Consider the following 17,410-nt stretch of genomic DNA (forward strand, 5'->3'; position numbering starts at 1 on the left):
ACACGTGATCGACCAGACTGCCATCATTCACGATACTGCCATCATTCACGATACTGCCATCGTCCATGAGTCTGCCGTGATCGGTAAAGGGGTTGAAATCGGCCCCTTTTCTGTCATCGGCGCCGAGGTGGAAATCGGTGATAACACCTGGGTAGGTTCCCATGTGGTGATCAAGGGCCCGACCAAGATTGGTCGTGGCAACAAGATCTTCCAGCACACCTCCATCGGTGAGGATTGTCAGGACAAGAAGTACGCCGGTGAGCGCACCTTCCTCGAAATTGGCGACAACAACGTCATTCGCGAGAACTGCACCTTCCACCGTGGCACCATTCAGGATCAATCCCTGACCAAGGTGGGCAGCGGCAACCTGTTCATGGTCAACGTCCACGTTGCCCACGACTGCATCATCGGTGACAACTGCATCTTCGCCAACAACGCTACCCTGGCGGGTCACGTGGTGATCGGTGACTTCGTGATCTTTGGGGGGCTCTCCGCCATTCACCAGTTCGGCCGCGTCGGTTCCCACGCCTTCGTCGGTGGCTGCGCCGCCCTCAACAAGGACGTGCCGCCTTATGTGATGGCCGCAGGCAACTACGCCAAGCCGTTCGGGGTCAACTCCGAAGGGCTGCGTCGCCGTGGTTTCAGCGCCGAGGCTATCTCTGTTGTCAAGCGCGCCTACAAAGAGATCTTCCGCTCTGGCAAGACCATCGAAGAGGTGCTGCCGGTGCTGATCGATATGGCGCAAGCCGAACCGGCCGTCCAGCTCTATGTGGACTTCCTCAAAGACAACGAGCGCGGGATCATCCGTGCCTGATCCGGTTCGTATCGGTATCGTCGCCGGAGAAGTCTCCGGCGACATTCTGGCTGCCGGTCTGGTGCGCGAGCTGCAAGCCCGCTACCCGGACGCGCAGTTTGAAGGGATCGCCGGGCCGCGCATGCAGGCGCTGGGCGTCAAGGCGCTGTTCGAGATGGAAGAGCTCTCCGTCATGGGGATCACCGAGGTGCTTGGCCGTCTGCCGCGTATTCTCAAGGTCCGTCGCGAACTGCTGCGTCACTTTATTGCCAATCCGCCCGATATCTTCATCGGCGTGGATGCACCGGATTTCAATATCGGAGTGGAGCTGAAACTGCGCCGCGCCGGTATCAAGACGGTTCACTATGTCAGCCCCTCGGTGTGGGCCTGGCGCCAGAACCGCATTCACAAGATCAAGGCCGCTACCGACATGGTGCTCGCCTTCCTGCCCTTCGAGAAAGCCTTCTACGACCGCTTCGACGCCCCTTGCCGTTTTGTCGGTCATACCATGGCGGACGATATTCCATTGGTGCCGGATCAGGCCGCCGTGCGTCGCAATCTCGGTATCGATGCCAATCGCCGCTGGCTGGCGGTGCTGCCGGGCAGCCGCACCGCAGAAGTGGGCTTTATGTCCCCCCTGTTTCTCGAGGCCTGCAAGCACCTGACGGTGCGCTATCCGGATCTCGGTTTCATCGTGCCGCTGGTCAACCAGAAACGGCGCGAGCAATTCATGGCCATCAAGGCCGAGCTGGCGCCGGATCTCGAGATGGTGCTGCTGGAAGGGCAGGGGCGCGAGGCGATGATCGCTGCCGACGTGGTGATGCTGGCCTCTGGCACCGCGGCGCTCGAAGCCATGCTGGTGAAAAAGCCGATGGTGGTGGGCTACAAGCTCAAGCCCTTCAGCTACTGGCTGGCACAGCGACTGGTGAAGACTGAATTTGTCTCTCTGCCCAACCTGCTTGCGGGTCGCATGCTGGTGCCGGAACTGATCCAGCACGAGTGCACCCCGGAGAATCTGGTGGAAGAGGTGAGCAAGTACTTCGAGCACGACAACAGTGTGCTGGTCAACACCTTCACCGAGCTGCACCAGCTGATCCGCTGTAATGCCGACTCGCAGGCCGCCGACGCGGTGGTGGATCTGCTCGGCAGATAACGCTATTTCGGACCGTCGATTGCGCCGCGCTACCCGTTAATCCGTTTTCCGAGTGGTGATGTCGCGCCAGTCGACCCCTGTCAGGCCCCACGGGGCCTGTTTTGATTCAAGGCTACAAGATGATGATCGATATTCCTGACGACAAGCTGGTTGCCGGTGTGGATGAAGTGGGTCGCGGCCCGCTGGTGGGTGACGTGGTCACCGCCGCGGTCATTCTCGATCCCGCCAACCCGATTGTCGGACTGGCTGACTCCAAGAAGCTCTCCGAGAAGAAACGGCTGGCGCTATTTGACGAGATCAAAGAGAAAGCGCTCGCTTGGGCTATCGGTCGCGCCACTCCGGAAGAGATCGACGAGCTCAACATCCTGCATGCCACCATGCTGGCGATGCAGCGCGCCGTAGCAGGGCTGAAGGTGACGCCCGAGCTGGTCTTTATCGATGGCAACCGCTGCCCGGCATTGCCGATGGAATCGCGCGCCGTGGTCAAGGGTGATAGCCTGGTGGCCGCCATCAGTGCCGCTTCGATCCTTGCCAAGGTAACCCGCGATGCGGAGATGACCGAGCTGGACAGCCGTCATCCCGAGTATGGTTTTGCCCGCCACAAGGGGTATCCGACTGCTGAGCACCTCGCCATTCTGGCCGAGCGTGGCCCGCTGCCCGAATATCGCAAGAGCTTCAAACCGGTGCGCCGCGCACTGGGGATCGAGTAGACCATGCCATTTAGTTTGAGCAGCGAGAGGAGATGACGATGGCTGAACCCCGTTTTATCCACCTGCGAGTCCACTCCGACTTCTCCATGGTCGATGGCCTGCAGAAGATCAACCCCATCGTCGGGGCTGCAGCGGCCAACAACATGCCGGCGTTGGCGCTGACCGATCAGATGAACATGTGCGGTCTGGTGCGCTTCTATGGTGCTGCCCACGGCAAGGGGATCAAACCCATCGTCGGTGCCGACTTCTGGGTGCAGAGCGACGAGCTTGGCGACGAGCAGTTCCGCCTCACTCTGCTCGCTATGGACAACGACGGCTACCAGAACATCACCCTGCTTATCTCTCGCGGCTACCAGCGCGGCCACGTGCAGGGGCGCCCGGTTATCGACAAAAGCTGGCTCGCCGAGCATGCCAAGGGGGTGATCGTCCTCTCCGGCGGTCGTGAAGGGGATGTGGGCAAGTTCCTGCTCAAGGGTAACCGGCAGATGACCGAGCAGTGCCTCGCCTTCTACCAGACCCATTTCCCCGATGCCTACTACCTCGAGCTGCTGCGTACCGGTCGACCCGACGAAGAGGTCTATCTGCACATGGCAGTGGCCATTGCTACCGAGTTCGAGCTGCCAGTGGTCGCCACCAACGAGGTGGTGTTCCTTAACGCCGATGACTTCGACGCCCACGAGATCCGGGTGGCCATCCACGATGGCTATACCCTGATGGACAAACGCCGTCCCCGTCGCTACAGCCCCCAGCAGTACCTGCGCAGTCAGGAGGAGATGGCGGAGCTGTTTGCCGATATCCCCGAAGCGCTGGAAAACACGGTGGAGATCGCCAAGCGCTGCAACGTGACGGTGCGTCTCGGCGAATACTTCCTGCCCAACTTCCCGACCGGCGACATGACTACCGAAGATTTTCTGGTGGCCAAGTCGAAAGAGGGTCTGGAGGAGCGTCTCGAGTTCCTGTTCCCGGATCCGGCAGTGCGGGCCGAGCGTCGTCCCGAGTATGACGAGCGTCTCGACATCGAGCTGAAAGTGATCAACCAGATGGGCTTCCCGGGTTACTTCCTCATCGTGATGGAGTTTATCCAGTGGTCCAAGGACAACGGCATTCCCGTTGGTCCGGGCCGGGGCTCGGGGGCGGGCTCTCTGGTGGCGTACGCCCTCAAGATCACCGACCTCGATCCGCTGGAATTTGACCTGCTGTTCGAACGTTTCCTGAACCCGGAGCGGGTATCAATGCCCGACTTCGACGTCGACTTCTGCATGGACCGACGGGATGAAGTGATCGAGCACGTCTCCGAGATGTATGGCCGGGATGCGGTCTCCCAGATCATCACCTTCGGCAGCATGGCGGCCAAGGCGGTGGTGCGAGACGTTGGCCGGGTGCTGGGCCACGCTTACGGCTTTGTCGATCGCATCTCCAAGCTGATCCCGCCGGATCCGGGGATGACGCTGGCCAAGGCGTTCGAGGCCGAGCCCAAGCTACCCGAGCTTTACGAGCAGGATGAGGAGGTCAAAGACCTCATCGACATGGCCCGCCGCCTTGAAGGGGTGGTGCGCAACGCTGGTAAACACGCCGGTGGCGTGGTGATCGCGCCTACCAAGATCACCGACTTTGCGCCGCTCTACTGCGATGACGAAGGCCATCACCCGGTCACCCAGTTCGACAAGAACGATGTGGAATACGCCGGTCTGGTGAAGTTCGACTTCCTCGGTCTGCGAACGCTCACCATCATCGACTGGGCGCTCGGCATGATAAACCCGCGTCTTGCCAAAGAGGGCAAGCCGCCGGTGGACATCGCCGCCATCCCCATCGATGACAAGAAGTCGTTTGACCTGCTGCAGCGCTACGAGACCACAGCGGTATTCCAGCTGGAATCCCGCGGCATGAAGGATCTCATCAAGCGGCTGCGCCCCGACTGCTTCGAGGATATGATCGCACTGGTGGCCCTGTTCCGACCGGGCCCGCTCCAGTCAGGCATGGTGGATAACTTCATCGACCGCAAACACGGTAATGAAGCGATCTCCTATCCGGACGAGAAGTGGCAGCACGAGAGCCTGAAACCGATTCTTGAACCGACCTACGGCATCATCCTCTATCAGGAGCAGGTGATGCAGATTGCCCAGACCCTGGCAGGCTATACGCTGGGTGGCGCGGACATGTTGCGCCGGGCGATGGGTAAGAAAAAGCCCGAGGAGATGGCCAAGCAGCGGGCCGGTTTCGAGGAGGGCGCCATCAAGAATGGCGTCGACGGCGAGCTGGCGATGAAGATCTTCGATCTGGTGGAGAAGTTTGCCGGCTACGGCTTCAACAAATCCCACTCCGCCGCCTATGCGCTGGTCTCCTACCAGACCCTCTGGCTCAAGGCCCACTTCCCGGCCGAGTTCATGGCAGCGGTGATGACCGCCGATATGGACAACACCGACAAGATCGTAACCCTGGTGGACGAGTGCCAGCGGATGGGGCTGACGGTGATCCCGCCGGATGTGAACACCGGTCGCTATCGCTTCTCGGTCAACGAAGATGGTCATATCGTCTACGGCATCGGGGCGGTGAAGGGGGTCGGTGAAGGCCCCATCGATGCGATCTTGAGCGCCCGGGATCAGGACGGCCCGTTCCGCGACCTGTTCGACTTCTGCAACCGGGTCGACATCAAGAAGCTTAACAAGCGGGTGATGGAGAAGCTTATTCTCTCCGGCGCCATGGACCGGCTCGGCCCACACCGTGCCGCCTTGATGGCGACGCTGGAGGAGGCGATGCGTGCCGCCGAGCAGCACGCCAAGGCGCAGGCGGTGGGGCAGGTCGACATGTTTGGCGTGCTGACCGAAGAGATTGACGACGTCAAGAAGGCGTTTGCCAACGTGCCACACTGGCCTGACAAGGTGTGGCTGGAAGGGGAGCGCGAGACCCTCGGGCTCTATCTCACCGGTCACCCCATCAACCAGTACAGCGGCGAACTGCGTCGTTATACGTCGGGCCGGTTGTGCGATCTGCACCCCACCTCCCGCGATACCGTGACCACGGCGGCTGGGCTGGTGATTGCCGCCCGCAGCATGGTGACCAAGCGTGGCAACAAAATGGGGATCTTCACCCTGGACGACCGTTCCGGTCGCCTCGATGTGACCCTGTTCAGTGAAGCGCTGGAAAAATATGAAGAATTGATGCAAAAAGACCGCATTTTGGTGGTTTCTGGACAGGTCAGCTTTGATGACTTCTCCGGTGGCCTTAAAATGTCGGCCCGGGAATTACTGGATATCAATGATGCGAGGGAGCGTTTTGCCAGAGCAATCCGCATCTCCCTCGATGAACAGCGTATCGATGATCGCTTTTTTCCGCGTTTGTGCGAGATTTTGGAGCCCGCCCGTGCCGGAGTCTGTCCGGTTCAGGTAAACTATCGTCGCCCCGGTTCCCGGGTGCGATTGACGCTCGGTACCGAGTGGCGGGTGACGCCCACCGATCAACTGTTAGATGACTTGCGCGTCCTGCTTGGACGAGAGCGGGTCGAGTTGGTTTTTGATTAGAGGTTCTAAGGCCCTATGAGTCTTTTTCTGGATTTTGAACAGCCGATTGCCGAGTTGCAGGCGCAGATTGATGAGCTCAAACATGTGAGTGAAGGCAATCACGCCGTGGATCTGAAAGACGAGATCCGCCGGCTGGAGAAGAAAAACGAAGAGCTGACCAAGAAGATCTTCGGTGATCTGGGGGCCTGGCAGGTATCCCAGATGGCGCGTCATCCCCAGCGCCCTTACACCCTCGATTATATCGAGCAGATCTTCACCGATTTCGACGAGCTGGCCGGTGATCGTGCCTATGCCGATGACAAGGCTATCGTCGGCGGTATTGCCCGTCTCGACGGCGAGCCGGTGATGGTGATTGGTCACCAGAAGGGTCGCGAGACCAAAGAGAAGATCAAGCGTAACTTCGGCATGCCGCGTCCGGAAGGGTACCGCAAGGCCCTGCGTCTGATGGAGATGGCCGAGCGTTTCAAGATGCCGATCATCACCTTTATCGACACCCCGGGCGCTTACCCCGGCGTCGGTGCCGAAGAGCGTGGCCAGTCCGAAGCGATTGCCCGCAACCTGAAAGTCATGGCCGGCCTGACCGTGCCGGTGGTCTGCACCGTAATCGGTGAAGGCGGCTCAGGTGGTGCGCTGGCTATCGGCGTGGGTGACCGCGTCAACATGCTGCAGTATTCCACCTACTCTGTCATCTCGCCGGAAGGGTGTGCCTCCATCCTGTGGAAGAGCGCCGAGAAGGCTTCTGTGGCTGCTGAAGCGATGGGTATCACTGCCCAGCGTTTGAAAGAGCTGAAACTCATCGACAACATCGTCGAAGAGCCGCTCGGCGGTGCCCACCGCGATGTGGAAAAGATGGCTAAAAACCTCAAGGCCCGCATCAAGCAGGATCTGGACGCTCTGCGTCCGCTTGATACCGAACAACTGCTGGAGCAGCGCTACCAGCGTCTGCTGGGCTACGGCTACTGCTAAGCTCGCAATCGTGAATCCCGAGATCCAGGCCCCCGTCATCGACGGGGGCTTTTTATTGCGGTTGATCTGCCATTCAGATGAGTGCCCCAACGCGCCCTGGAATGGCGCAGTTCAGTCTTCGCGAGTGAGGTGCATGGTTGGTATGCCATGCTGTTGGTGATGGCTGCCAGTAGCCTACAGCATCCTTTGGCATCGCTGGCGATGGCATGACAAGCCACGTGATCATCCGATTGCGGCATAAAAAAGCGCCCCGGATGTACGGGGCGCTTTTACAGGTATTAGGCAGTCTTACAGATCAATGTCGTCTGTCAGACCCTCGTAGGCGATATCAATGGATTGCAGCTCCTTCTGCAAACGGTGCTTGTCTTTCAGCGCTTCGATCTCGCGCCATTTACGTTTTTTTCCCGTTGTCCCGCGGCTACGTGAACCGAGTTCAACTACCTCGTCATAATCGAAGTTGAACATTTCCATGGCTCCCTCCTTGGCTTTTATCGTTTTCACCACCCGTATAACATAACGAATCTGAAATTAAAACGTTTTCGTGACGACTCTATGACAGCGCTAAAAAAGCCCATGAAAAAAACCGGGCCCCTTGGTAGGGGCCCGGTTTTTTTCATAAAAATTAATCGATTACAGGCGGCTTGCCAGCATGGTTTCCAGCTTGCCCTGGTCGATGGCAAACATGCGGATACCTTCGCCCAGCTTCTCGTGAGCCATGGCGTCCTGGTTCAGTTCCCAGCGGAATTCGGCCTCGGTCATCGGGGTCGGTTTGGCCTTGCGCTCACCGGTGTAGTCCAGTTTACGTACCACGGCCCCTTCGGTCTTGCTCAGCTCTTCCAGCAGGGCCGGGCCGATGGTCAGGCGGTCGCAACCAGCCAGTTCCAGGATCTCGCCAGTATTGCGGAAGCTGGCGCCCATCACCACGGTCGGGTAGTCGTGCTGCTTGTAGTAGTTGTAGATGGAGGTGACGGAGACCACGCCCGGATCTTCGCTGGCGGTGTAGTCACGGTTGTGCTTGGCCTTGTACCAGTCGAGGATGCGACCCACGAACGGGGAGATCAGGAAGGCACCTGCTTCGGCACAGGCACGGGCCTGGGCGAAGGAGAACAGCAGGGTCAGGTTGCACTGGATACCCTCTTTCTCCAGTACCTCGGCGGCACGGATCCCTTCCCAGGTGGAGGCCAGCTTGATCAGAATGCGGTCGTTGCTGATACCCGCTTCGTTGTAGAGACGGATCAGCTTGCGGGCCTTGGCGATGCTGGCTTCGGTATCGAAGGAGAGACGGGCATCCACTTCGGTAGAGATACGGCCCGGAACGATCTTCAGCACTTCCAGACCGATGTTGACGGCCAGCTTGTCGCCCGCGTCGATGATTTGCTGTGCCTTGTCCTGGCTCTGGGCTTTGGCCCATTTGATGGCGTCTTCGATCAGCGGAGCGTACTCGGGGATCTCGGAGGCCTTCAGAACCAGAGAGGGGTTGGTGGTGGCATCGATGGGCTGATAGCGTTTGATGGCTTCGATATCACCGGTGTCGGCAACAACAGTGGTCAGGGCTTTCAGCTGGGTTAATTTATCGGCCATAGCGAATATCATCTCTTAATGAGGGAGTAATCCCTGGGTTGCGGGCTTGAGACGGTGGTTCTGAAATAAAATTACAGGATCTTGGTGCCTCAGGCTCAGAAAAGCGCGATGGGGGCGGCCCATCGTCATTGCCTGCCTAATTAATACTGATGTGCTGCATCCTGCAATAGGGGCGCTTGGTTGTTAAACATTCAGGCTGTTGAGTTATCCCGTTTTATGGCGTGAAACTATATGATTAGTAAGGTTTTTTACATTTCCCTTCGACCTCGCTCCGGTTTGCTTTCAGCTGAACTTTTTTAGCCAATATCGATATTTGTGTCGTCGATCACATAAATTATCTCGCTACGTACTTGAAATTTAATTACAGAGAAAACGTTTGGCGAAATGTCGCCGTCTGAAAGCCATTTCATGCAAGCGTTTGCGTTTTCGGATAGCTCATCAGGGATATATCAAAATGGTTCTCTTATGGGGCTTAATGGTGGTCTGTCTGATTGAATTATTGAGTTTGTTGAAAGTTTGCGATTTAAATGGAGCTTTATGGGCTTTTACCGTTCGTTTTTTGTGTCTCGCGTGACCGGGATCACTATTCCGGGCTCTCCCGCTGTGCTAGATTCCGCCCCTTTAGCGAAACGCTAATTAAACGACAGACAGAAAACGGTCAGCGCAGACTGACCATGGATGTGAATAACAACGAGAGAATTATGGACACCTTGATTGCGATGCTAAACGACCTGATGTGGGGAGCCGTGCTCATCTACCTGCTCATCGGGGTCGGTATCTTTTTCACCTTCCGCCTGGGTTTTATCCAGATCCGTCACTTTGGCCACATGTTTTCCGTGCTGAAAAACAGCCGTAAATCGGACAACGCAGGCATCTCCTCCTTCCAGGCCCTCTGTACCAGCCTTGCCGCCCGAGTCGGCACCGGCAACCTGGCCGGTGTGGCTGTCGCTATCTATCTGGGTGGCCCCGGCGCCATCTTCTGGATGTGGCTGATTGCCTTTATCGGCATGGCGACCGCCTTCGTCGAAAGCACCCTGGCCCAGCTCTACAAGGTCAAGGATGAGGATGGCAACTACCGTGGTGGCCCGGCCTACTACATGGAGAAAGGCCTTGGCATGCGCTGGATGGGGGTGGTCTTCTCGCTCTGCCTGATCCTGGCGTTTGGTCTGGTGTTCAACGCGGTGCAGGCCAACTCCATCAGTCTGGCGATGAAGGTGGCGTTTGGCATTCCTGACTGGGTCAGCGGTCTGGCGCTGGTGGCACTCTCCGGCCTGATTATCTTCGGCGGCATTCGTGGCATTGCCCGTTTTGCCGAGCTGGTGGTGCCCTTTATGGCGCTGGCCTACATCCTGCTGGCGCTGGTGATCGTGGCGATGAACATCACCGAGTTGCCCCATGTCTTCATGCTGATCATCAAGTCTGCCTTCGGGATTGAGCAGGCAGGCTCGGGTGCGCTGGGTTATGCCATCTCCCAGGCGATGATCAACGGTATCAAGCGCGGTCTCTTCTCCAACGAGGCGGGCATGGGCTCTGCGCCCAACGCCGCGGCGACAGCCACTCCCTATCCGCCGCACCCGGCCTCCCAGGGTTATGTGCAGATGCTGGGGGTCTTTATGGACACCATCGTAATCTGTAGCTGTACCGCCGCCATCATCCTGATGTCAGGTCAGTTTGAGCCGGGCTCCGGTGTGACCGGTGTCGAGCTGACCCAGCGTGCGCTCTCTTCCCAGATTGGCAGCGGTGGCAACATCTTTATCGCGGCAGCCATCTTCTTCTTCGCCTTCACCTCTATCGTGGCCAACTACTCCTATGCCGAAACCAATCTGGTGTTCCTCGAGCACAACCACAAGGGCGGCCTGATGCTGTTCCGGATGTTTGTGCTGGGTATGGTGATGTTCGGCTCTGTGGGCGAGTTACCCACTGTCTGGGCCATGGCGGATGTTTCCATGGGACTGATGGCCATCGTCAACCTGGTGGCGATCCTGCTGCTCTCCGGCGTCGCCATCAAGCTGGCGAAGGATTACAACGACCAGCTCAAGCTGGGCAAGGTGCCCACCTTTGATGCCAACAAGTACCCGGAGATCCGCTCCCAGCTGGAAGAGGGAATTTGGGACAATCCGACCAAAAAATAACAAGCGGTGAATCAAACCTCTTGATTAAAACCTGAAGGGGGAGCCGGTGGCTCCCCCTTCTTTTATGGCGCACTCGTTGGCTGTTGATCCCAGCGCTGGGCGAGCTGTCTGACACGCCGTCGCAACTGGCGCCAGCAGCGCCTTTGTTGTCGGTCGCTGAGAGGGGCATAACGCCAGCGGCGATAGAGCCACGCACTCTTTAGCAGAGGATGGGCAAGGTCAGGACGCAGCCGCGCCAGTCGCTCGCACCATGCCCCCATGCTCTCGGCGGGCTGGGGTGAGTAGCCGCTGCGTTTGCCCCGTTTGAGCAGGGGCTGCCAGATGCGCCGCGCTGGCGGCAGGCGCGCGGGCAACAGCAGGGGCAGGCTCACCAGCAGGGCGACCAGCATCAGGCTCGCGAGGATCAACCAGGGAGTGTGCGCTGCCAGTGCAGGCCAGCGCAGACCGATTTGCTGCCAGAGCTGGCCCGCATCGTAACCAATCACCCAGCGACTCCACTGGTAGTCGATATTGTTGCCCCACCAGCGCAGCTGATTGAGCAGGGCCCAGTTGCGATAACGCTGCAAAGCGAGGGGGTCGGCAGCGGTAAACTCGTCGCTCAGCGCTTCCCTCACGCCGCCTTCAATACGCTCCGGTGCCACTGCCGCCGTGGGGTCGATTCGCCGCCATGTTCCTCTTTCATCGAGATACTCCACCCAGGCATGAGCATCGAACTGGTGTACCGCCAGATAGTTGCCCCTTGGATTCCACTCACCGCCGAGATAACCGGTGACCAGCCGTGCCGGAATACCGGCAGCGCGCAGTACGAAAGCGGTTGCCATGGCGTAGTGGCCGCAAAAGCCGCGCTTGGTATCGAACAGGAACTCATCCACCCCGTCACGGCCAAGCCGTGGCGGGGCCAGAGTGTAGTAATAGGATTGGCTGCGAAACTGCGCGAGCAGGGCGGCGACCAGCTTGGCGCGTTCTGGATAGCGCACAGCCAGCCCTTGGCCGTGAGCTCGCGCTCTCGGGTTGCCCCCGGCTGGCAGTTGCAGGTTGCGCTGGGCGGCTTGGCTATCATCCTCGATCTGTGCTTCGCCGCGGCCAATGCGATAGCGTATCGCCATCTCGCCGCTCCCCTGCCGATAGAGGGTGTTGAGAGGCGTGAGCATTACCGGTCCCGCCAGCAGGTGCGGTTCGCTCAGAGCAAAGGCCCAGCGGTGGCGCTGGGGCTCGGCGATCACCTCGTAGCTCCCGGCGGGTAACGGACTATCTGCCAGTTGAGAGTTGGTCTGAGAAGAGGATGCCAGAAGGGGGAGCCCGGTTTGCACCGGCACTGTCTGCTGCCATGCCCTGACCTCGGGGCTCAGCAACCAGCGCTGGCCATCGAAAATTTCTTGGCGCATCACCGGAAAGTAGCGCTCGCGGGCCGGGGGCGGGCCATCGGCAAAGGTGACCCGAAAGGCCAGTTCCGAGGAGTTGACCAGTTCGCTGATATCGCCGGGGGCCAGCTCTTCCGAGAGCCCCGACAGGGCGCGGCTGGTGGTGGGCATCTGCCAGAGGGGCGGGAGCCTTGGCAGCAGCAGAAACAGAGTGATGAGCAGGGGAAGCGCCAGCAGCAGGGTACCACCCGCACTGCGCCAAGGCCGTTTCTGTTCGGGGGCGACGGCGGCCACCAGCGCGGTTACTGCCAGCCAGAGTGCTACTGTCATTCCGGCCGTCCAGCCGATGCTTTGGCGTTGTACCAGCGCCAGCGCGATGAGGAAGAAGGCGAGCTGTAGCACCTGCTCGATATCCCGCTCGCGCCGCACTTCGATCATCTTCAGGCTATAGCCGATCCAGAGCAGATTGATCAGGGCGGGCAGGGTGCCCAATGTGCGCCACTGCAACCCCAGCAACACCACGGTTGTGATGGCCAGCAGCGCCAACCAGCGGGCAGGCAGGGGCGGCCAGCCGCGCCACAGCATCATGGCCCGGACGCCGAGGGTCATGGCGCCTACTGCCATCACCCAGAGCTGCAACTGTGGCCAGAGCGCCGCGACCAGCAGCAGCTGTTGCAGGGCGATGAGTGGTAACAGGCGGCGGTTATCGAGCAGCATCGGGCGCGCTCTTCGGTGGTGTTGCATCGAATTGGGCCAGTGCCAGCAGGCAGCGCTGCACAAAGGCGGCGCCGCTATCGGGTCCCAGCGTCTGGTTTGCCAGTGTCAGGGTAAAGGGGATGCCCCGCTTGCCGTAATCTGCGCACCACCAGGCCAGCACTGCCAGCCGCTGCTCCAGCTCCCCACCCGCGATCCGCAGCAAGGTGAGGTGAGTGTCATCCTGCTGTGGCTCATGGAACTGTTTGGTCAGCAGGCCGCGCCCCTGGGCAAGTTGCTTCCAGGCGACTCGGCTCAGTGGTTCACCGGCCTGATGTGTTCGCAGGGTATCAAAGTCACCGAGAGTGGCCGGAGCGGGTTGGCCCTGATGCCCCTCGTTTTGGGTCGCATGTTCCCCTCTTAGCGCGCCGAATGCTGGTTTGGGAGAGAGCCAGCCCTCCAGTTGCAAGTCCAGCAGGGACCAGCAGCGAAACAGGCCGAGAGGGTAGCGGCTTTCAACCCGCAATCGACCAAGGTGCAATGGCCCGCGGCGCGAGCCCGATACGGGTAGGATAACTGTGCTGGGCACCGCGTCGGCCTGTGCCAGCCAGAGGGTGCCTTCGTTGAGGCTAAACCGGAGCGCCTGCACCGGGCGAGGGCTCTGCACCAAGATACGGATCGGCAGCTGGCTACCCGCTTCCCCCAGCACCAGCGGGCCACCCAGCAGCTCCAGCCCCAGCAGGTTGCGGTGGGTGAGCCACATGGCGGCCATAAACAGGCTGCCGAGGCAGTAGGCCAGCAGCAGTACCAGATTGTTCTGGTAGTTGGTGCCGAGCAGATAGATGGCGAGCAGCACCAACAGATAAAGCAGCCCCATGCGGGTGGGGAGGATAAAGAGGCTGCGGGTACCCAGCGTGATCTGGCGGGCCGGGGGAATGCGGCGGTCGAGCCAGCGTCGCTGCCAGCGGGCTCGCCACTGCTGCCAACGGTTTAGCAATTTGCTCATCAGGGATTGTCCGGATCGACCCGGGCCAGCAATCGCTGGCTAAGGGGACAGGCTTCGCCGTGTTGCACGCCAAAGCTGCCCCGCAGCCGATGCTCGGCCACATAGGGAAAGACTGCCTGCACATCCTCCACCGTGACAAAGCGCCGTCCCGCAACCAGCGCCCAGGCCCGGCTCACCGCCAGCAAGGTCTGGGCTGCACGGGGGGAGAGGGGCTGTGGCAGATCCCCATCAAAGCGGCTCTGGTGCACCAGCGCCAGCAGGTAGTCGAGGGTGGCATCGGAAACATGGATAGCATCACCTTCCGCTTGCAGGGCAGCCAGCTCTGCGGTATTCAGCATGGCGGGTAGTGGGCCGCTCGGCTGGTTGCCCCGCAGCAACTGGCGCTCCGCCTCTCGCGGCGGAAAACCCAGCGAGAGTCGCACGGCGAAGCGGTCGAGCTGGGACTCCGGCAGCGGATAGGTGCCCGCCTGATCCGCCGGATTCTGGGTGGCGATGACGAAAAATGGATCGGGGAGTGGGTGCGTGTGGCCCTCGATGCTCACCTTGCCCTCGGCCATCGCCTCCAGCAGGGCGCTCTGCACCTTGGGGCTGGCACGGTTGATCTCGTCCGCCAGCAGTACCTGGGTGAAGATGGGGCCGGGGTGAAAGCGAAATGTTTGCTGCTGGGGGTCAAAGATCTGCAACCCCAGCAGGTCGGCGGGGAGCAGATCGGCGGTGAACTGCAACCGCCTGCATGCCAGCCCCAGCACCTGCGCCAGCGCGTGGGCCAGGGTGGTCTTGCCCATGCCGGGCAGATCCTCGATCAGCAGATGACCGCGCGCCAGCAGGGTTACCAGCGCGATTTTCAGTTGCAGCGGCTTGCCCAGAATGACTTGCTCCAGTGCCGCCAGCAGCCCGGCAATCTGTTCTTCTTTTTTCATACCCGTCATACACATTCCCTGTATTGCGTTGCCCCTACAGCTTATACGCCCGCAAAGCCGAAGGCGGATAACTGGTGGGCGGTAAAAGTGAGGCGATGAGATGGCAATGAGCGGGAGGTGACCCGGTTTATTGCTGTGTCTGGTCGATTAAATATGGCCGCTCAGGCACGCAACTTAATATGATATTTCCTGATTGGAATGTACCGATCGCCATCTCTTCACTAGGTGAGGGCGGTGGGCGCCCATATAGTTGCCCCCATTGCGACGCGCTGCGTTGCTACCTTTGTCACCACCTTGGCCCCGCCAACTTTTGCTCTATGTTGCTGCCATCTGGCGGGGGTAGGCGGGTCAATCTGTTATGGAGTATCCATGCCTGTTTTCCTGTTGTGCACTTTTCTGATGATCATCCTCTATCCGGTCGGGATCGATCTCTATCTGGTCGCCGTGCCCAAGATTGCCGATGCCCTGCAGGCGAGCGAGGCGCAGATCCACACCGCCTTCTCTATTTATCTGTTCGGTATGGCGGCCACCGTGCTGCTGGGGGGGATGATTGCCGATCGCTACGGGCGGCGCTGGGTGGTGCTCGGGGGCACCCTGATTTTTGTCCTCGCCTCGCTGGTGGCAGGCAATGCGGAGGGGATTGGCCAGTTCTATTTCGGCCGTTTCTGGCAGGGAGTCGGGGCCGGTGCGCTCTATATCATGACCTTTACCGTGCTGCGGGACGTGCTGTGTCAGGAGCGGCTGGCGATGGCACTTTCAATGATTAACGGGGTCATCTGCGTGATCCCGGTGCTGGCGCCGGTGCTCGGTTACCTCATCCTGTCCCATTTTGACTGGCGCGGGATCTTCGTGGCGATGGCGCTGGTGGCTGCCATCAGCGGTCTGGTGAACTTGTTGCTGCTCAAGGAGACCCGTCCGGCTCGGCAACCGGGGAGTGGTGCTGCGCTGCCCTTTGCCCTGCTGCGCTCCCCGCGCTTTATGTTGCTATCCCTGCTGACCAGTGCCAGCGTGACCGCCATTTTGGTCTATGTCAGCGTCTCGCCGCTGATCCTGATGAAGGAGTTTGGCTTCACCACCGAGCAGTACTCCATCGTGATGATGGTGATGGCTGGCGTGAGTATGTCCACCTCCTTCCTGACGCCGCTGCTGTTGCGCTGGTTGGGCAAACAGAAAGTGCTGGCGGTGTCTCATCTCTCCTATCTGCTGGCGGCGTGCTCACTGATCGGCAGCTGGCAGACGGGGGGCGATATCCATCTGCTGCTGCCGGGATTTGCGCTGGTCTGTGTCGGGTTCTCCTGCGGCTTCGGGGTGGCGATGGGGGAGGCGCTCGATGGTTGTCAGCACAATGTGGCATTTGCCAGCGCCGTGCTCTGCATCATGCAGATCAGCCTCTCCGGCCTCTATATCTGGTTGCTTGGCCGGCTCGGCTTTACTCCGACCGAGATGCTGATCTGCGCCCTGCTGCTGGCACTGCTCAGTTACCTGGCTGTCAAAGGGCTGTTACCATGGCTCGCGCTTCGTGAAGTGCGGTCGCAGGGCTGATGGAAGATGAGAGGGGATATGCGCAATCTGGGTGAACTCGATTTGAACCTGCTGGTGGTCTTCAAGTACCTGATGCAGGAGCGCAGTGTGGCAGGGGCGGCCAAAAAGCTCTGTGTCACTCCGTCGGCGGTGAGCAAGTCTCTGGCCAAATTGCGGGAGTGGTTTGACGATCCCCTGTTTGTGCGGGTACGGCAGGGGTTGCAGCCCACCAACCTCTCCCTGACCCTGGAGGAGGAGCTGAAGGTCTGGTTCCAGCTAACCGACAGCATCACCTCGCTCAATAGCGAGGCGATCCCAGACGGTGCCCGCTTCACGCTGGTGATGGAGTCCCCCTTCTACATCAGCTTCCTGAGCGATTTGCCCATGACCATCTACCAGAAGTACCCCAACTCGGTGGTCAGGATGCTGGGGTGGGATCACCACTCCCTCAACGACATCGTCAATGGCGATGCAGATCTCGGCTTCTGCGCCCGCGAGACCCATGGCCGCTCTCAGGCCAAGGTCAACCGCTTGCCTTATTACATCGATCACGAGGTGCTGTTCACCGATCGCCCGGTGGTTTTTTTGCGCAAGGATCACCCATTGCTCGAGCAGAAGTGGTCGCTGGAGAACTTTCTGGCCTGCCCCCAGATCAGCATGGTGTGGGAAGCGAACGATACCTGGGCTCTCGACAGTCTGCTGGAGGACGAGGGGCTGAAGCGGGAGGTGCCCATTATGGTCTCCAGCTTCGAGCAGGCGCTGCATATTGCCTCCCAGTCGAGTCACGAGCTGATTGCGGTGACCCCTTCCTACTGCGGTGGTTATGCCAGTCGGCATCATGGCAATCTGATCGCCATGCCGCTGCCGCTCCCCGAGAAGCTCTACGCCCAGTTGGAGATCGCCTTCATCCTGCTGTGGCACAAACGGCACAATCAGGATGCCAAGGTGATGTGGCTGCGCAAAGAGATCCGGCGGCTCTACAATGACGAATCGCCACGCTAATGTGAGCGTGACGGTGCCCATTGATCAGCCGGAGCCATCTGCTCCGGCTTTTGT

At 59.8% G+C, this 17,410-nt stretch carries 13 protein-coding genes; 8 read left to right on the top strand and 5 right to left on the bottom strand.

What is annotated here, in order from left to right; genetic code table 11:
* Positions 1 to 22: 22 nt before the first annotated feature.
* From lpxA to accA, 5 genes are all read left to right on the top strand, one after another.
* Positions 23 to 814: an acyl-ACP--UDP-N-acetylglucosamine O-acyltransferase gene (gene lpxA / locus G5171_RS08810; RefSeq protein ID WP_421260069.1), complete on the top strand. Its 792-nt coding sequence runs from the start codon at positions 23 to 25 to the stop codon at positions 812 to 814.
* Positions 807 to 1,946 (top strand): lipid-A-disaccharide synthase, encoded by a 1,140-nt coding sequence (lpxB, locus tag G5171_RS08815; RefSeq protein ID WP_216979322.1) that lies wholly within the window; start codon positions 807 to 809, stop codon positions 1,944 to 1,946. The genes lpxA and lpxB overlap by 8 nt, the downstream gene beginning before the upstream one ends.
* Before the next feature lie 119 nt (positions 1,947 to 2,065).
* Positions 2,066 to 2,656: a ribonuclease HII gene (gene rnhB, locus G5171_RS08820; RefSeq protein ID WP_227341172.1), complete on the top strand. Its 591-nt coding sequence runs from the start codon at positions 2,066 to 2,068 to the stop codon at positions 2,654 to 2,656.
* Positions 2,657 to 2,694: 38 nt separating this feature from the next.
* A complete protein-coding gene (gene dnaE, locus G5171_RS08825; protein WP_337072519.1) occupies positions 2,695 to 6,174 on the top strand; it encodes a DNA polymerase III subunit alpha in 3,480 nt (1,159 codons plus the stop codon).
* Between the two features lie 15 nt (positions 6,175 to 6,189).
* A complete protein-coding gene (accA, locus tag G5171_RS08830; protein ID WP_005343800.1) occupies positions 6,190 to 7,140 on the top strand; it encodes an acetyl-CoA carboxylase carboxyl transferase subunit alpha in 951 nt (316 codons plus the stop codon).
* A 288-nt stretch (positions 7,141 to 7,428) separates the two neighbouring features.
* On the opposite strand, the gene G5171_RS08835 is transcribed toward accA, so the two are convergent.
* Together G5171_RS08835 and tal are read right to left on the bottom strand one after the other, a co-directional pair.
* Positions 7,429 to 7,611, bottom strand: coding sequence for a DUF3545 family protein (locus tag G5171_RS08835; RefSeq protein WP_337072520.1), 183 nt, complete (start codon positions 7,609 to 7,611; stop codon positions 7,429 to 7,431).
* Between the two features lie 159 nt (positions 7,612 to 7,770).
* The gene (gene tal / locus G5171_RS08840; RefSeq protein WP_139443195.1) at positions 7,771 to 8,721 is read right to left on the bottom strand and encodes a transaldolase; all 951 of its coding nucleotides are present in this window, start codon (positions 8,719 to 8,721) and stop codon (positions 7,771 to 7,773) included.
* A gap of 701 nt (positions 8,722 to 9,422) precedes the next feature.
* Here tal and G5171_RS08845 point away from each other — a divergent pair.
* Positions 9,423 to 10,853: an alanine/glycine:cation symporter family protein gene (locus G5171_RS08845; RefSeq protein ID WP_041234090.1), complete on the top strand. Its 1,431-nt coding sequence runs from the start codon at positions 9,423 to 9,425 to the stop codon at positions 10,851 to 10,853.
* Between the two features lie 62 nt (positions 10,854 to 10,915).
* Here the strand turns inward: G5171_RS08845 and G5171_RS08850 are convergent, their stop codons facing one another.
* Genes G5171_RS08850 through G5171_RS08860 form a run of 3 tightly spaced genes read right to left on the bottom strand, consistent with a single transcriptional unit; the run spans position 10,916 to position 14,842 of the window.
* A complete protein-coding gene (locus G5171_RS08850; protein WP_421260058.1) occupies positions 10,916 to 12,931 on the bottom strand; it encodes a transglutaminaseTgpA domain-containing protein in 2,016 nt (671 codons plus the stop codon).
* A complete protein-coding gene (locus G5171_RS08855; RefSeq protein WP_421251309.1) occupies positions 12,918 to 13,913 on the bottom strand; it encodes a DUF58 domain-containing protein in 996 nt (331 codons plus the stop codon). The genes G5171_RS08850 and G5171_RS08855 overlap by 14 nt, the downstream gene beginning before the upstream one ends.
* Positions 13,913 to 14,842, bottom strand: a complete 930-nt coding sequence (locus G5171_RS08860; protein WP_421251308.1) for an AAA family ATPase — start codon at positions 14,840 to 14,842, stop codon at positions 13,913 to 13,915. The genes G5171_RS08855 and G5171_RS08860 overlap by 1 nt, the downstream gene beginning before the upstream one ends.
* 360 nt (positions 14,843 to 15,202) lie before the next feature.
* Here G5171_RS08860 and G5171_RS08865 point away from each other — a divergent pair, with 360 nt between their 5' ends.
* Positions 15,203 to 16,375 carry an MFS transporter gene (locus tag G5171_RS08865; RefSeq protein ID WP_421260059.1) on the top strand — a complete coding sequence of 391 codons (1,173 nt, stop codon included), beginning with the start codon at positions 15,203 to 15,205 and terminating at the stop codon, positions 16,373 to 16,375.
* A gap of 18 nt (positions 16,376 to 16,393) precedes the next feature.
* Positions 16,394 to 17,356 carry an HTH-type transcriptional regulator YidZ gene (gene yidZ / locus G5171_RS08870; protein ID WP_421260060.1) on the top strand — a complete coding sequence of 321 codons (963 nt, stop codon included), beginning with the start codon at positions 16,394 to 16,396 and terminating at the stop codon, positions 17,354 to 17,356.
* Positions 17,357 to 17,410: the final 54 nt, after the last annotated feature.

The organism is Aeromonas sp. 600774, from assembly GCF_049175075.1.
Lineage (GTDB): Bacteria > Pseudomonadota > Gammaproteobacteria > Enterobacterales > Aeromonadaceae > Aeromonas > Aeromonas veronii_A.

Coding starts and splice junctions, on each gene's coding strand:
- G5171_RS08845 (WP_041234090.1), top strand. CDS start 9,423: ATGGACACCTTGATTGCGATGCTAAACGACCTGATGTGGGGAGCCGTG.
- yidZ (WP_421260060.1), top strand. CDS start 16,394: ATGCGCAATCTGGGTGAACTCGATTTGAACCTGCTGGTGGTCTTCAAG.
- accA (WP_005343800.1), top strand. CDS start 6,190: ATGAGTCTTTTTCTGGATTTTGAACAGCCGATTGCCGAGTTGCAGGCG.
- G5171_RS08865 (WP_421260059.1), top strand. CDS start 15,203: ATGCCTGTTTTCCTGTTGTGCACTTTTCTGATGATCATCCTCTATCCG.
- G5171_RS08835 (WP_337072520.1), bottom strand. CDS start 7,611: ATGGAAATGTTCAACTTCGATTATGACGAGGTAGTTGAACTCGGTTCA.
- G5171_RS08855 (WP_421251309.1), bottom strand. CDS start 13,913: ATGAGCAAATTGCTAAACCGTTGGCAGCAGTGGCGAGCCCGCTGGCAG.
- G5171_RS08850 (WP_421260058.1), bottom strand. CDS start 12,931: ATGCTGCTCGATAACCGCCGCCTGTTACCACTCATCGCCCTGCAACAG.
- rnhB (WP_227341172.1), top strand. CDS start 2,066: ATGATGATCGATATTCCTGACGACAAGCTGGTTGCCGGTGTGGATGAA.
- dnaE (WP_337072519.1), top strand. CDS start 2,695: ATGGCTGAACCCCGTTTTATCCACCTGCGAGTCCACTCCGACTTCTCC.
- tal (WP_139443195.1), bottom strand. CDS start 8,721: ATGGCCGATAAATTAACCCAGCTGAAAGCCCTGACCACTGTTGTTGCC.
- G5171_RS08860 (WP_421251308.1), bottom strand. CDS start 14,842: ATGACGGGTATGAAAAAAGAAGAACAGATTGCCGGGCTGCTGGCGGCA.